Source organism: Pseudomonas sp. M2 (assembly GCF_015751845.1).
In the GTDB taxonomy this organism is placed as follows: Bacteria; Pseudomonadota; Gammaproteobacteria; order Pseudomonadales; family Pseudomonadaceae; genus Aquipseudomonas; species Aquipseudomonas putida_E.
In genome coordinates this window covers 859,402-874,310 of sequence record NZ_JADOUD010000001.1, presented here as the reverse complement: position 1 = coordinate 874,310, position 14,909 = coordinate 859,402, and the positions used below count along the sequence as shown (strand labels likewise).

Here is a 14,909-nt window from a genome sequence, read left to right as displayed (position 1 = left end):
TCAGCCACGGCTGCTGGTGGGCCTGTCGCACATTCAGCTTCAAATCTCACCTGTCTTGCTAGGAGTCGTCATGGACGCCCGCTTGAATGCTTTTCTGGAACGCGCAGAGTCCGTGCTGGCGCGCCTTGAGCCGCTGTTGCCGGCACCGCGTGCGGACATCGACTGGAACACTACGCTGGCCGCCCGCTGGCAGCGCGATGGCCGTACCGGCTATTTGATGCCGCTGCAAGTGAGCCTGGACATCCGGCTGACCGACCTGATCGGCGTCGACAAGCAACGTGACCAGCTGGGCCGCAATACCCATCAGTTCATCAATGGCCTGCCGGCCAACCATGCGCTGCTGTGGGGATCGCGTGGTACGGGCAAATCGTCGCTGGTGCGCGCGCTGCTGGCCGAGCACGCCGCAGCCGGCCTGCGCCTGATCGAGATCGAGCGTGACCATCTGGCTGATTTGCCGCGTGTGGTCGAGCAACTGCAGAAGCTGCCGCAACGTTTTGTCCTGTTCTGCGACGACCTGTCGTTCGAAGCCGGGGAGGGCGACTACCGGGTGCTCAAGAGCGTGCTCGACGGCTCGCTGGAGCAGGCGCCGGACAACGTGTTGTTGTACGCCACCTCCAACCGCCGCCACCTGGTGCCGGAAAAAGAGAGTGACAACGAAAACTGGAAGCGCGTCGACGGCGAACTGCACCCCAGCGAGGCGGTGGAAGACAAGATCGCCTTGTCCGACCGTTTTGGCCTGTGGCTGTCGTTTTACCCCTTCACCCAGGAGCATTTCCTCGATGTGGTCGAGCACTGGATAGGCCAGCTGGCGCGCTCTGCCGGCCTGGCCTGGCAGCGTGACGAAGCACTCGACATCCTCGCCGTGCGCTGGGCTACCGGCCGCGGCAACCGTAATGGCCGTTGTGCCTACCAGTTCGCCCGTTATTGGGTGGGGCTGCAATTGTTGGAGCAGAAATAAATGATCGACCTCAATGCCAGTGGCGCCGGCCTCGATGGCTACGACCTGCTGGCTGCGCAAGTGCAGGCGCTGTTCGCCGACGAGCGTGACTTCATCGCCAATGCCGCGCAGTTTTCGGCGTTTTTGTACAACCAGGTGGACGACCTGAACTGGGCCGGGTTCTACCTCAACCGTAATGGAGAGCTGGTGCTGGGCCCGTTCCAGGGCCAGGTGGCTTGTGTGCGCATTCCGTTCAGCCGCGGCGTGTGCGGTGCGGCGGCGGCCACTCGGCAGACCCAGCGGGTGGAAGACGTGCACGCCTTCCCGGGGCATATTGCCTGTGACAGCGCATCCAATAGTGAGTTGGTGATTCCGCTGGTGAAGGAGGGCAGGCTGATTGGTGTGCTCGATTTGGACAGCCCGAAGCTGGCGCGCTTCAGTGAAGCGGACCAGCGGGGGTTGGAGCGGCTGGCGGCGGTCTTCCTGGAGCTGACCGACTGCTAGCCTGCGTTATCAGGGCTGCTGCGCAGCCCATCGCCGGCAAGCCGGCTCCTACAGGGGCTGCGCTGTATCTGTGGCTTGCCGGCGTTGTTCACATCAATCGTAGATGACCCGCTTTTTCCAGGTTTCTTCCTGGTCTGTCTTGAGCCCTTGGGTCAGTGCGTTTTCGTCATTCTCGGCCGGCTCCATCTGGTCCAGCACCTGGGCATTGGCCCGGGCCAGCAGTTTCTCCAGGTAGGTCAGCTGCTCTTCATATACCTTGGGTTCAGGCTGTTTGCGCAAATACTGCACACCGCGCTCGAACGCCAGGCGCGCCTGGCCTGGTTGCTCTTGCTGCAACGCCTGCTGGCCCAGGTTGTTGAAGAACTCGATGTGCAGCAGCACCAGCAGGTGGCGAATCTCCTTTACCCAATGCTTGCCCTCGGTCGTTTGCAGGACGTTCTCCTGGGTGGCCTTGACGATCTGCGTGTGTAAAGCCTCCAGCAAGAAGCGCACATCCTTGGCTTTGGCCTCGGTCAGGATCGGGGTGGGCGGGTTGTTCACCGGGATTCGCTCGCCTTGGGCAACCAGGCCTTCCAGTTCGGCGATGCGTGCTTTGAGTTCGGCATTGTTCTTGTCCAGCGCCAGTTGCCGCTGATCGAGGTTGAGCTCCAGGCGCGTGAGCAACAGCTTGAGCGCCGGGGTCATGAACTGGCCGGGGAAGGTCTCGGTGATTTCGCCACAGCGGCGTACGCGGTCGGCGAGTTCGATCTTCAGCCGCGCGCGCTCCAGTTTGCTGTTCTCGACCACGTTGTTGAGGTAGCCGATCACGATCAGCAACGCGATACCCGCAACGATGAGCAGTGTGATCAGAAGTGGTGTCACCGTTAACGCCTCATCAGGAAGTTTTACATTGAGAGTGTAGCGAACAGGCCAGCCAGGGCGCCACGTGACTCTGTGTCGGCTCGTCGCCGGATTTCTCCAGTGATGGCACTTTGCGTTCAGCCCGCCAGAAAATCAACGCCAATCCTTGGGCACGCCTTTCGAGCACCCTATATAGAGAGCGAAGTCATTGATTTAAATAAATTTCTAGAAAAGGGTTGACGACCTTTCAAGGCATCCATAGAATGCGCGCCACTTGCAGCGTAAAGCACAAAGCGAAACGCGGCAGGAAGTGAAAGCAGGCAGTAATGCTTGTAGCGTGTCCCCTTCGTCTAGTGGCCTAGGACACCGCCCTTTCACGGCGGTAACAGGGGTTCGAGTCCCCTAGGGGACGCCATTGCGGGAATAGCTCAGTTGGTAGAGCACGACCTTGCCAAGGTCGGGGTCGCGAGTTCGAGTCTCGTTTCCCGCTCCAGTTTCTCCGGCAGCGCCTCACGGCGGGGCAGGAAAAGAAAACCCAGGGTGAATCGTGAGGTTCAAATCTGGTGCACTGAAAAGTGTTGTGTGTCCCCTTCGTCTAGTGGCCTAGGACACCGCCCTTTCACGGCGGTAACAGGGGTTCGAGTCCCCTAGGGGACGCCATTTGCGGGAATAGCTCAGTTGGTAGAGCACGACCTTGCCAAGGTCGGGGTCGCGAGTTCGAGTCTCGTTTCCCGCTCCAGTTTAAATACTGTGGCGTCTATGCGGTGCAGTGGTGGTGAAGGTCGTCAAGACGCTTCGCGCCGACAGCGGTAAAGCTTCACAATGCGGGAATAGCTCAGTTGGTAGAGCACGACCTTGCCAAGGTCGGGGTCGCGAGTTCGAGTCTCGTTTCCCGCTCCAAATGTAAGACGAAAAAAGGGACCTCTGGTCCCTTTTTTTGCGTCTGGATTTTTTGCCATGGACGGCGTGAGTACGCCGATGCCCCTGGAGCAGGGGCGATGCCGTGCTCAGCGGTAAGTGATGGTGAAATTCAAGGCGCCTTCGGCCACACCAGGTTTAACCGTTGGGGCGGTCTGAACGTAGCGTGCCTGAAAGTCCAGGCGGGTCAGGCCGACGTCAAGCTCTTTGACCAATTGGTCGGCCTCCAAGGGCATCGGTGAGCCGTCGCCGCGTAGAATCTGGATACCGATGCCTGCAGCATCCGAGGTGGTGGTCAGGCTGAACAGACCTTGGTCGGGGTCAATGGCGCTGGATCCTCGGACACCGTCGAGTTGCAGGTAGATATCTGCGCGTTTGGCGCCCGGCGTACTGTTGTCCTGGCAATCGTTGAGGGTGATATGGAAGGGGGTGGCCGGCGTGTGCGTGCCGACGCCCTTGAAGTCATCTACCTTGTGATCGCCCAGCAGGACAGGGTCGGCACTGACCGCATCGGCTTTGAGGGTGCACTGTGCGCGATTGACCGTCGCTGTTAGCCGATAATCCAGCACCTTGCCCAGGTCGTGGACAAAGCCATGGAACATCTCTCCACTGACCCGCTGCGGGCCTGGGTCAATATCTCCGGTCTTGATGAACAGCGCTTGGCCGTTGATCGCGCTCAGTTGCGCGGCGAACACAGTATCTTGGGTCATGGCCCCGGAGTAGGGAATGGCAGTGCCGTCGTCCGGTGTGAAGCTGTTGCTACTAGCGCCATTGTACGGGATGCCCATATCGATGTAGACACCCACGCCCGGGATGTTGGTTTGCAGCACATGGCCATCGACGTTTTTGCCGTCGACCGGTGGCAGGCTGCCGCTGAACAACGGTGCAGTGTTGAGAAGCCTGGCGGTCACCGGGGTGACGGGATTATAGAAGCATTGCAGCGTAGTGCCCTGTTCATTGCGGGCGAACAGGTTGGCTTTGCCGATGAGTGCTCCGACCGGGGCGTCGCGCGGGACCCAGAACGTGCCCAGGTCTTTTTGAAAGGTCAGGTAGGTGGGGCCGCCAGCGGCAAATGCGCAGCTGCCGTGGGCGCTGGTGGACGCCAGGCCGAGCGCCAGGTTGCACAGGATCAAAGCGAGTGGGTGCAGGTGGCTGCGGCAAGATGAGGTCATGAGGTGTGTCCCTGTGGGGCGTTGGCGGAAGCCGGGTCGGTGTCGTCAGCTGAGTGCGGTAGGCAATCGATCGTTTGCATGCGATAGCCGTCGCTGACCGGCATCGCGCGTGCATCCAGCGTCACATGGCATTTCTGGATTTCGATGTCGCCCCAGTGCACCTGCAATTGCTGCTGGCCGGGTTCGGTGGTGGCCAGCAGTGTTTGTCCGGCTTGGCCGACCACACCCAGTGCCTGGCCGTGGGTATCGCTGACCTGAGCGCCGAACGGCAGCGGCCGGCCGTCGGGCTGCTGCAGGGTAAGGACCATGCGCACCACTTTGCGTGCATCGAAACGGGCTTTGATCACTGCGCCCCGGCGAGGCACCACTTGTTGGCTGGCATTGTCGATGACCACTTCGGGTGATAGCTGGTCGGTGTCCAGCACCAGTGAATTGATCCGGTAGGGGTTCAGGTGTGAGACCAGCAGATAGCCCTGCTCATCGGTGCGTGCCGAGGACGCATTCTGCACACCGACGTTGGCGACGTTGGGAACATGGACCAGGGCAGGGTTCTCGCCCAGGTAGCTGCCCAAGGCGATGCCGTCGGCATGTACCAGCAGCGCACCGCTGGCGTTCAGCGACAGGCTGCGTTGGTCGTTTGCTTCGCTGTAACCCACGCCAAAGCTGCCTTGGCTGCCTTGATACGCGAGCGCCACAGCGCCGCTCTGGCGGTTGTTCTGGTCGCTGGCGAGCGAAGCATGGTAGCTGAGACGATCATCCAGCAGGCCGCCCTGCAGGCTCGCCCGCTCGCTGTGCTTGCCGTCGGAATGTTGCAGGCTGAACGAGGCGGTGTGCGGGCGGCGGCCGAAATCAAGCGGCAGGCTCAGGCTTACCCCGAACAAGCGGCTGTTGGTATTGCGCGCGCTAAGCGATTGAGAGGCGAACAGGTTGATCGCCAGTTTGTCCACGCGTGTGTTGTACTGCAGCTGGTACTGGCGGCGCTGATAGTCGCTGCGCCAGTAGTCTTCCTGGGACAGCGTCAGGCTCAGTGAGCTGCTGCGCCCAAGGTTCTGGTACATCGAGGCTTCGACCCGGCTGCGCCGGCTGCCTGCAAACCGAGCATCGGCATAGCGCTGCTGAACGGACTCGTCAAAGTCGCGATAGCCCTCGGTGGAATAGCGGTAGCCTGCAAAGCGCAAGCTGGTGCGGGTCTGGAAGCTCTTGCCATAGCGCAGGCTATAACTTTGCCCCTGGACGCGGCCAAGCGTGCTTCCCAAGTCTGTATTGGCTTGGGTGGCATCCAGTGACAGCGCGCCCAGCTCGCCAAAGTCACGGGCCATGCCCAGTGCTGTGGCGCGGTAATGGTCGCTGGCGAGCACGCCGCCGTAGAGGGTGGTGTTCCAGGCGCCGCCGCGGGCCAGCGTGCCCTGCCAGAAGCGCGGGTTGTCGAGGTGCTTCGCGCCATTGTAGTTGCCGGCTGTGGCGGTGTAGTGCCAGACGCCTTCACGCAACAGGCTGCCCAGCGATGAATAGGGCTGGATGAAACGGCTGACCTGGCCATCGCTTTCCGTGACCACGACTTCCAGCTCACCGTTGCCGGAGCCGACACTCAGGTCATCGATTTCATAGGGCCCGGGCGCGACGTAGGTCGAGTAGATTGCAAACCCGCTGCGCAGCACTTCGACCTTGGCCCGGCTCTGTGCGACACCGCGGATTACCGGAGCGTATTGGCGCATGGTGTCGGACAGCATGCCCTGGTCCGAGGCCAGGCGTGCACCGGAGAAGGCAAAGGTGCGAAATACCTCGCCGCTGGTAAAAGTCTCACCCAGCGTGAGGTTGGCATACAGGCCGGGCAGGTCGCGCTGTGCGTAGGTGTCGGTGCGTGTCCAGCGGCGCAGGCCTTCTTCATTCTCGCGCAAGGCCTGCTGGCTGCGTAGGCGCCAGGGCCCCAGGTTGAGCCCGCTGCTCAGGTAAAGGTCCTGGCTGCTGGAGTTGCGCCCGTCGCGTCTGGTGCTGTGCTGGGCAGACGCCTGGTAGTTGACGAAGGCAGCATTGATCCCAGTATCCCAACGCTCCTGCGGCACGTTGCCCGAGCGGTCCTGGCGCAGGGCGATCTGTGGAATGGACAGCGACAAGCGCAGTTGCGACGGGTCGAAATCGACGCTCGCTTGCGGGATCAGCGCTGGCAGGTCGACACAGCGATCGTCGTCGGGCAGGGGCGTTTCCAGTGCCTGTTCACGCAGGTTCAGAGTGCGCAACAGTTCGCTGGTCAGGCAGGCTTGCAGGCCTGTACCTTGGGTGGCCTCATGGAATTCGATCTCGCGTTCTTCGACGGGCGTGAGGTTGACCAGCAGTGCCACGCGATAGCGCCCTGCTGTCAGCGGCGTCTGGGCCGCCAGTGTCTGCAGCGCGAGCGCACCGGCTTCTGCCGCCTGGCCAGGGGGTTGGCGCATGAAGCCTGCCTGGAACTGTGCAGGAAGGTCGGCGGCAAGAGAGGGGGCGCTCAGCACCAGGGTCAGGCAACCGCCCATCAATGGCGGTTGCAGGGCGAAGCGCAGGCGCGACGGCAGAGGCCTGCGCCGGTCAAATTGGAGCATGGGAGGGTCCTGAACTGCGCTACCGATCAATGCCTGGGCGCGGTCGGTGAGCGATGTGTGGTGCGTGGGTTGAGCAGCGGCGTACCGGCCGCATCAGGGCCTGGGTACAGCGTGTTCGAGGGCGCTAGGTTAGGCTGGCGCGGGGAGGTGGGATGTAGGAAAGGTCTTTGCTTTGCAGTGGAGTCGTCCACGTAATGCAATGAACTCCCGCCGCAATGCGCAGCGGGAGTTCATATCAGTTAACGCTTTTGTTAACTCGATACGATCCTCCACTCCGTGCCGTTATTTCTCCAGGCTATTTTTTGACCTAGACCTACTAAGGTAAGGTCAGCCGGAATCGGTCTCCATGGACTGGGCGGCACTGATTCGGGAACGGTATTGGAACCGCCACCCTTTTGAGAGTTGTTCGACTGCGGATTCCTGCGAGAGCTTGGAGGGGTATGTGGGGGCGACTGATGGTTTTCATTGGTCTGCGGACCCGGCCCTTCAAAGTTGTCTGACGAACTTGACGAATTGCGGTGCTGGGGCCCCTGGCCGAACGGCTGGGACTCCTGGCGGTTGGCGGCCGGTGAATCTGGCGGCGTCTGCGAATTTCCTGAGTTCTTGCGGGCGTAGCGGTCGTTGGCATACTTGAAGAAGTTCTTTTTCGCCTCCTGATAACCGGCCATCGCCTTCGCGGATTGGGCGGCCCTGGCTGTGCGCAGTGCAGCGCGGACGCTATTGATCCCCACACCCCCGACGAAGCCGCCCAGAAAGCTGAGCCCATAGGCGATGTAGCCCAAGTTGGCATTATCGTCGTTGGTCGCCGTCAAGTAGGCTTGAATGCCTAGCGCCGCTGCGTTGGCAGCTACTCCGCCTATTCCTGCAATATAACCGAGGGTGATACCGATGCTCGCCGGTGCCGTCCAAGGCATCGTGATTACTGATACGCCCAGCATCAAAGCGGCGATGCCCACCCCCAACCATGCGCTCCACGGCGTCTTCGGCTTCTCGGGCGGGTCGACATACGAGGGGGGATCGCGATGCGGCGAAACGCCCTCAGAGCGGTGCCCGGTTGGGTCGCGCCAGTTGACTGGGTTGCCCAGGGCATACAGGTAGGGGTTGACTCCCGACTCTTCGGGGCTAAACGAGTCCGGGCTGTGGAAACGCATCAGCGCGGGGTTGTAGGCGCGATAGCCGCTGCCTAACAGGTACCAGCCAAGTACCTCCTCGCGGGCTTCGCCATTGAATGCCAGGAGGCTGCGCATGCCGTTGTCTTCAGGCCGTTCGCCGTAGGCGCTATAGTCTGCATGGCGGGTGCCGTCAGCATCGCATTCGCCGATGACGCTGCCGGGCAGGTCGCTTAGCAGCAGTTGCGTGGCGGCGGGATCTGTAGGGTAGCGCTGTACCCCCAAGGGTTGGTTTGCGCCATACAGGTACTGTGTGAGCACACCGTCTTGCGAGGTGCACTGCAGTTGTTGGCCCAGGAAGCGGCGGGCGTCCTGCCGGGTGCCACGGTGCAGCGAGCCCACCAGCACATTATGGCCATCGTACTGGTATTCGACCAGAGGCGTCAGCCCGTCGGCATCCAGCACTCGTTGCAGGCGGCCGAGGGCGTCGTACTCCAGCTTGCGTCCTTGCTCGTCATTGAGCATGTTGCCGAGTTCGTCGTAGTCGAAGGCTTGCTCTTCGGGGTAATCCTCAAGCAGCCGATGCTTGACTCCTGACAGTTTGAAACTGCCATCGGAGGCATAAGTAAAGTCAGCCCTGTCGGTGTTGCCATCGGCAAATACGGTTTGGCAGCGGGTGAGGTTGTCCAGCTCATCGAAGCGGAACAGCTGGCTGCTGATCGGCCGCCCCTTGGCATTGCACGGCAGTGCCTCCCCTTCACAGTAGTGCGCGACCAGGCGGTCGAGCTCATCGTATTCGAAGGTTTCCTTACGTACCTCTTTACCACCGCGTTCCAGGGTGCGGTTTTGCAGCATGTCGTTGTCCAGCCAGGTCAGGGTGATGACCTGTATTTCACTGCCGGTTGCGCTCAGGGTTCGTTTTACCTCGCGTCCCAGCGAGTCATAGTCCTGCGTGCACTGCACATGGCGCTCGGCATTGGCGCTGTCGCGGGTGGTGGTACAGGCGAGCAAACCTTGGCTATTGTATTCGAACGCCGCTTGCAGGGTGCCCTGCTCGATGCTGGTGACCCGGCCCAATGCGTCATGGCCATAGATGCTGTCGTGGACATCGGAGTGCTCGAGGGCCCTGATTTGGCCTTGCAGCGAGTAGCGGTAGTCGCTGTGATGCTTGAGCTGCCCGGCGACCTTCCAGGATTCTGCTGCCAGGTAGCCCTGATCGGAATACTGGTATTCGCGGCTCCCATTGCTGTTGCCAGCAGTGGAAATGTCTGCGCTCAGCGGTTCGTATGCAAAATTGGCTTGCAGAGTGCTGTTGGTCAGTACCTGCTCATCCATTTCGATACTGGCGTTCACGTGAGTGGGTTGCGCGGTCAACTGCGGTAAGTACTGATAGCCGATCACCCGCTTGCGCATGCCCTTGGCGGTGCTCTGGAGGGTGTAGGCGGTGCGTTTTTCCACCAGCTGGGTTGTGCCCTGGTAGGTGTATTCTTCTACCCGCGGGCCTACTTTGAGTTTGGCCAAGCGATCCAGGCCGTCGAACGCTCGCTCGCAAACCGTCTGGCTGTCGCTGGCGCCCGCCTTGCGCACCTGCAGCGAGGTGGTCAGCTCGCCGGTGCTCTGCGGGGCAAAATGACGGATCAGTGCGGTGCCGTCCGGGCGCACGGTCTCGGCCATACGCCCCCAAACGTCGTAGACGTATTCGGTGACGCGTCGTGCTGCCTGGGTGCTGCTCTCAGTGAAACTGAACGTGTCTTTGATACAGCGGCCAAGCCCGTCATACACGAAGTCCGTGCGGCCCGCCTGAATGGCTGGCTGGTCGCCCCGCTCGAGCTGGCGATACTCGAAGACCGGTTTATTGAAGGCATTGAGTTGGCTGACTTGTAGCTGTTGCTTGACCCCCGGTGCATCCGGGCTCTCGCGCCAGCGAGTGACAAGATCGCCACCGTCACCGAAAGGAGTTGCGTGCGTCACCTCCTTGATGCCATCTGGGCGAAGCACCTCGCTGCGCGCGCCCCAGCCGTCGTAACCATAGCTGTAGTTGCGGGTCACATCTGGCGCTAGCGCCTGAGTACCGACGATGTCAGGCGGGTAGTCGTAGAAGGTTTCGCCGATCAGGCGGCCCACCGAGTCATAGCGCTGTTGTGACACAGTGTACTGGAGGCGCTGTTGCGGGTTGCCCGGGGCACTGACCTCACGCTCTTCCCTGATCTGCCGGTTCTGGCCGTCGTAGACGATGCGCGTGAGCACTCCTTTGGCATCGATGACTTCTTCGCAGGTGCGTGTGCGGCCGTCTTCGCTCAGACGCGGATAGGCAAAGCGGCGGGTCGCCTTGTATGCCGGTTCGTCTGGCGCTGTGGTGTGCTCCACGACGCGATTGAGCACATCGTATTGATAGCGGTTGACCACGCCCAGGGTGTCTTGCTCTTCGACCAGTTGGCCACTGAGGATCGACTGTGCCGAACGAGTGGTGGCCTCCAGGGTGCCGCACGGCGCACTGTAGGTCTCCCGGGTCTGCATCCAGGTAGGTTGCCCTGCAGGGTCATTGATCAACTCATAGCGCCAGCGGCGGCCCGCCGAAACACCATTCATGCTGAACTGATGCTGATCGATTCGGCCGTGCAGAAGTGGCTTTTCAGGCATGTTCAAGTAAGTACGATGATTGCTGTGCAACAGCGTCTCATGTTCCTCGCCCTGCTCGGGGGTGACCGCGAAGGTGTCTTCCTGCTCGAGCGCGAGCCAGCCATCAGGCAGCGCGTTGTAAGTGCTCTGGCGCAGGCCGGGCAGCTGCACATAGCGGTAACGATTACGTTTGATCGGGGCTGCTGGCAGCGTGTCATCATCAACCGGGGCCGGGTAGACAGTCTCGCACTTGAGGTTACGCACGAAACCTTCCGGGTCTGCCGGGCAGCCGTCGCTTTGCTCCTTGGGATAGTACTCGCGCACGGTGCGCATGCCGTTGGCCTGAATTTCTTCAACCAGATTGCCGCTGGCGTCATAGCGGGTTAGCTGGGTTTCATCGCGACGGTCTTGCGAGTTGCCTTCCAGGGTGAAGGTCTTGGTGACCTTGTGCGGCAACTGGAAATAATTCGGCTGGTCTGCGAATTGCCGATTGGCCAGTTCGTGATAGGTGGTGCTGACGGTTTCGATGCAGCCTTGCTGGGTGGTGACCTGTTCGGTCATCAGATGGAAACGGTTGAAACTGCGCTTGACGGTGCGCAGTACCTGGCCATCAAGGTAGTGGCTTGCCGTGGATTCGTAGCTGAAGCCGGCCTGTGTCGATTTGTAGAGGTTGTCTTCGCCGCCTTCGGTCCAGGTGACGCCCGCGCCGTTGCCCAGAAAGTTGTTGCTGCTGAAGGTGTAGGTGTTTTTCATGTGGGTTGTTTCATCCAGCGGATCGGGCTGGAGAACATGTTCGGCGGCATAGGGCAGTGTTTGTGCAACCCCGGGAAGCGCGTGGCCGTCTTCCTTGTAAGTCACTGTCTCGACACCACCTACCGGGTTGCTCAAGCGGGTCAGGTAGTACGACCCGCCGATGGCTCGATAGCTGAACTCCCATCTGGCCTGGTCGGCACCGGGCAAAGTCATACTGATCAGTTGGTCGCCTTGCAGGCCCAGGCTGAACCGGGCTCGGGCGTCAGTCTCTGGTTGCAGGTCCAGCAATACCTGGTCGTTGCGGCCGTAGTCGATGTTCAGCAGGGTGCGCTGGCTGTCGTCTCGAATCGTCGCCAGGCAAGGCTGGCCATTGACCGGGGTGTAAAGCAGGTCGATACCATGCCCCGAAGGCGCCAGCACTCGAACCGGCAGGGCCACTTCAAAGTTGGGGGCCTGTGGCTCAAGGATCTCGGTGAGCCCAGACTTGTGCGCGATGCGAAAGCGTTTTTTTTCCCCCTCGCTGATATTGCGGAACTGGAAGCTTTCCAGCTTGCGCTCCGTGATAACGGCGGTTTCTCCCGGGCCATTGTCGGCGACATGGAAGCTCTCGCCGGTGTGCAAGTCAAGCATGCCGTTGGGCACGCTGAACCTGGTCAGTTTCAAGCTCCAGCCGATGCCAAAGCCGGTGTTGCGTTCGTTCAGGGGGTTGAAACCCAGTTGCAGGGGCAGGTTGGGGCCGCACAGCGCGTTGGCGTTGAGCTCCGGCAAATCGATACCGAGCGTATATTGGCCGGTGCGTGGATCGACGCTGCCTTGAACGAAACTCATGAAGTTGAACGCATTGGAATGCAAAGACATACCGTGTTCCTCGTGAAACCACTCAGCTCAGCGGGTGGGGGGGGTAGGTGAAGTTACAACGACCACTTTGCCGAGGGTGTCGCGCTTGACTGTACCCGTGCTTTTGCCCTCTACGACGATACCCAAACCCTCTTTGATAAAGTCGTTGGCAATATAGGTGTTGAAGAAATAATCAACATCCTGATTGTTCAAGCGTGCCGTATGGTGCGTGGTTTTCAAGCGCAAACTCCATTCGGGTTCACCCGCCTTCATATTTCTGGAATACAAGGTGATCAGTGATGCAGACGGTATGTCGTCCATTTGAATTTTGCGCGGTGTGCCAAGTCGAGTGTCGCCGCTTGTCAGGTCAAGTGTGAAGGTGCCGCCCTTGGTAATTACAGGGATGTTGAGTGCCCGGGAATCCTGGTCGGGATCGGTAACGATAATGACCCCTGATTGAAGCGGAGTATTTTCATGTGTCATGACAGAAACCTCATTGGTTAAGCGCTTCACTCATCTGGGTGTGAGTCGCCAATGTCAGCGCAGGTTCGCGCGCAGGGCCTGTAAAGCCTGATCAAAGGCTAGGAGAGTTGGCCTTAAGGCGCACCTAGTAGTTTTGCCAGTTGTCCGGCTTATTCAGGGCGGTTTATAACTGAGTTCAGATCAGTCGCAGGCGGTACACGGTGGGCAGGGGGTAACGCCTTCATTATTTATCAACCGTCAACGGCGTTATTCAGCCATTACCACGGTTGGGTATCCACCGTCTTTAATCCGAGGTCGTTAAACATGAGTGCGCAGCACAGAGCATTGCTCGAGGAACCAGAAGTTCCTGATTTGAATGAATATGATGAAGTTGATCTGACGGCATTGGGTGGCCGGAACCTGATGACCTACATTAAATATACCGGTATGCAAGATGGAGACTTTGTTCGGCCCCGTTGGGTGGGTGCCAGCCCGTCCGGCGAGGCGTTTGATGATGTTACAGCGCAGCTTCAAGTTGGCCCGGAGGATGTGGCCAATGGGCTTGAGGTCACTATCCGCAACGACAGGCTCCGTGCCGCCGAAGGGGGTTGGGCGTTCTACTCTTATCAGGTCAACGATGGGCAGGAGTCCCTGCGTAAGTTCTGTTACGTAGGGCTGCGCGCACGGACCGAACCGGAAACCCTTTCGGTGCTGCATGCCTTGCCGTCACATGGCTTGACACTTCAGCCAGGTGCCTTGCCCGCCGGTGGGGCAATTACGATGCTGGTTGCACCGTATCAGGCCATGCAGGTAGATGACACGATCACGCTGCAACTGGTGGGGTATGACGAGGACGGAGTGGAGGATAGCGTTTGGTCGCGTACGCTGACCGTGACAAAAGACCATTTCGACAAGATTCCATTGTCTGCCGATGTGCCCAAAAACTGGTTCGGTTTCTTGGAAAAAGGCTACATGGAAGGCTTCTACCGCATTGACCTGGTGGACGGTGGTAGTGTCGATTCGCCTCTGCAGCGCTGGGAAATCGACTCGAAGGCAACGTTGCCCGACCTGCTCGCTGCCCCGCGCATCGAGGGCCACAGCGAAGGTGACCCTCTGGACCCGACACAGTTTCGCAATGGTTTGGCCATTGCGGTGCCGGCGTATCCAGGTATGCAGGTGTCTGACCATGTTGTCCTGCATTGGCGCAGCCCGGCGGGTGATTTGGTCCAGGCGGCGCGGGTCGATCCCAGCAGCCTGGCTGCCGGCTCGCTTTTTTTTCGAGTGCCCGTCGAGAATGTGATGCAAAACGCCGGTAGCAGTGTGCGATTGAGTTACCTGTATGGACGTAAGGGAGGCAACTTGAGCTCGAGTGAGCTTCAGGTGACTGTGGCATTGATACGGTCGCTGCCTGCCGCCGATGTAAGGGGTGCCATTCCAGAAGGCCCGGCTGATGCTGGCCGCATCCCCGGCCTTGAAGCCAAGGACGGGGTTTACGTCGTAGTGCCTGCAGACACGCTGGCCCCAGGGGAGCTTGCCGAGGTGCACTGGATGGGCCAGTCAGCGCTAGGCCAGTACATAGCCAAGGAGCCGGTCAGCCCGGCCAACCCGCTTCGCTTCTTCATTCCCAAAGACTATGTGCCAGCCAATTTTGGGCGCGGCGAAAAGGACGAGTCCAGGCGCTTTCAGGTGTTTTACCGGCTGATCGGTGCTACCGGCCAAGTCGACTCGGCGCCCTACAACCTTCGGATTACGCCGGTGCCCAGCACCAGCTACCCACAGATTACCTGCACGCAGGCCGATGCAGGTGGGCTCTCTCTGGCGAAGGTACCGGCAGCGGGGGCCGACCTGGCGTTGGGCACTTGGCTGTTCGGTAAGCAGGGCCAATTGCTGACAGTTGTGGTCAGTGGCGTGACCGCGACGGGCGAGGTCGAAGAGGTGATTCTGGACAGCGCTCCTGTCACTGCCGAGCAAGCCGAGAACGGCGTAAGGGCGAAGTTGCCCAAGGCATTTCTGGAAGGGTTGACAATGGGCGAAAGTTTTACCATTTCGCCACGGCTCAGCTTTGACGGCGGCGTTTATTTCACGCCGTTTAGAAGTATCACACTGACGTTGAACCGCTAGAAACAACTGACCGACCGCCCTGTGGCCAACGCATTGCTACTGCGCCATTAAGGGCGTCTGC

At 60.2% G+C, this 14,909-nt stretch carries 8 protein-coding genes and 5 tRNA genes; 8 read left to right on the top strand and 5 right to left on the bottom strand.

From position 1 onward, the window contains the following. Positions 1-70 precede the first annotated feature (70 nt). Both IWW33_RS04165 and IWW33_RS04160 read left to right on the top strand, forming a co-directional pair. Positions 71-958, top strand: coding sequence for an ATP-binding protein (locus IWW33_RS04165; RefSeq protein ID WP_046786587.1), 888 nt, complete (start codon positions 71-73; stop codon positions 956-958). Next, complete coding sequence (locus IWW33_RS04160) at positions 959-1,441, top strand: GAF domain-containing protein (protein ID WP_115275595.1); 483 nt, start codon at positions 959-961, stop codon at positions 1,439-1,441. Between the two features lie 93 nt (positions 1,442-1,534). On the opposite strand, the gene IWW33_RS04155 is transcribed toward IWW33_RS04160, so the two are convergent. Next, complete coding sequence (locus IWW33_RS04155) at positions 1,535-2,302, bottom strand: hypothetical protein (protein WP_046786585.1); 768 nt, start codon at positions 2,300-2,302, stop codon at positions 1,535-1,537. Between the two features lie 318 nt (positions 2,303-2,620). Between IWW33_RS04155 and IWW33_RS04150 the strand changes: the two genes are divergently transcribed. The 5 genes from IWW33_RS04150 (at position 2,621) to IWW33_RS04130 (ending at position 3,181) form a co-directional block, all read left to right on the top strand. Further along, positions 2,621-2,696 (top strand) — tRNA-Glu (locus IWW33_RS04150). Between the two features lie 2 nt (positions 2,697-2,698). Beyond that, positions 2,699-2,774, top strand: a tRNA-Gly gene (locus IWW33_RS04145). 91 nt (positions 2,775-2,865) lie between these two features. Beyond that, positions 2,866-2,941 (top strand) — tRNA-Glu (locus IWW33_RS04140). Between the two features lie 3 nt (positions 2,942-2,944). Further along, positions 2,945-3,020: transfer RNA gene (locus IWW33_RS04135), tRNA-Gly, on the top strand. An 85-nt stretch (positions 3,021-3,105) separates the two neighbouring features. Further along, positions 3,106-3,181 (top strand) — tRNA-Gly (locus tag IWW33_RS04130). A 107-nt stretch (positions 3,182-3,288) separates the two neighbouring features. Here the strand turns inward: IWW33_RS04130 and IWW33_RS04125 are convergent. The 4 genes from IWW33_RS04125 to IWW33_RS04110 all read right to left on the bottom strand — a co-directional run bounded on the left by IWW33_RS04125 (position 3,289) and on the right by IWW33_RS04110 (position 12,748). Then, positions 3,289-4,371, bottom strand: coding sequence for a fimbrial protein (locus IWW33_RS04125; protein WP_119688505.1), 1,083 nt, complete (start codon positions 4,369-4,371; stop codon positions 3,289-3,291). Then, positions 4,368-6,947, bottom strand: coding sequence for a fimbria/pilus outer membrane usher protein (locus IWW33_RS04120; protein WP_119688506.1), 2,580 nt, complete (start codon positions 6,945-6,947; stop codon positions 4,368-4,370). Before IWW33_RS04120 ends, IWW33_RS04125 begins: the two co-directional genes overlap by 4 nt. A gap of 251 nt (positions 6,948-7,198) precedes the next feature. Next, entirely contained in the window at positions 7,199-12,286 is a 5,088-nt protein-coding gene (locus IWW33_RS04115; RefSeq protein ID WP_196914204.1) for an RHS repeat-associated core domain-containing protein, read from the bottom strand. Positions 12,287-12,313: 27 nt separating this feature from the next. Further along, a complete protein-coding gene (locus IWW33_RS04110; protein ID WP_115275599.1) occupies positions 12,314-12,748 on the bottom strand; it encodes a hypothetical protein in 435 nt (144 codons plus the stop codon). Positions 12,749-13,051: 303 nt separating this feature from the next. Here IWW33_RS04110 and IWW33_RS04105 point away from each other — a divergent pair, with 303 nt between their 5' ends. Further along, positions 13,052-14,848, top strand: coding sequence for a hypothetical protein (locus IWW33_RS04105; protein ID WP_196914203.1), 1,797 nt, complete (start codon positions 13,052-13,054; stop codon positions 14,846-14,848). Positions 14,849-14,909: the final 61 nt, after the last annotated feature.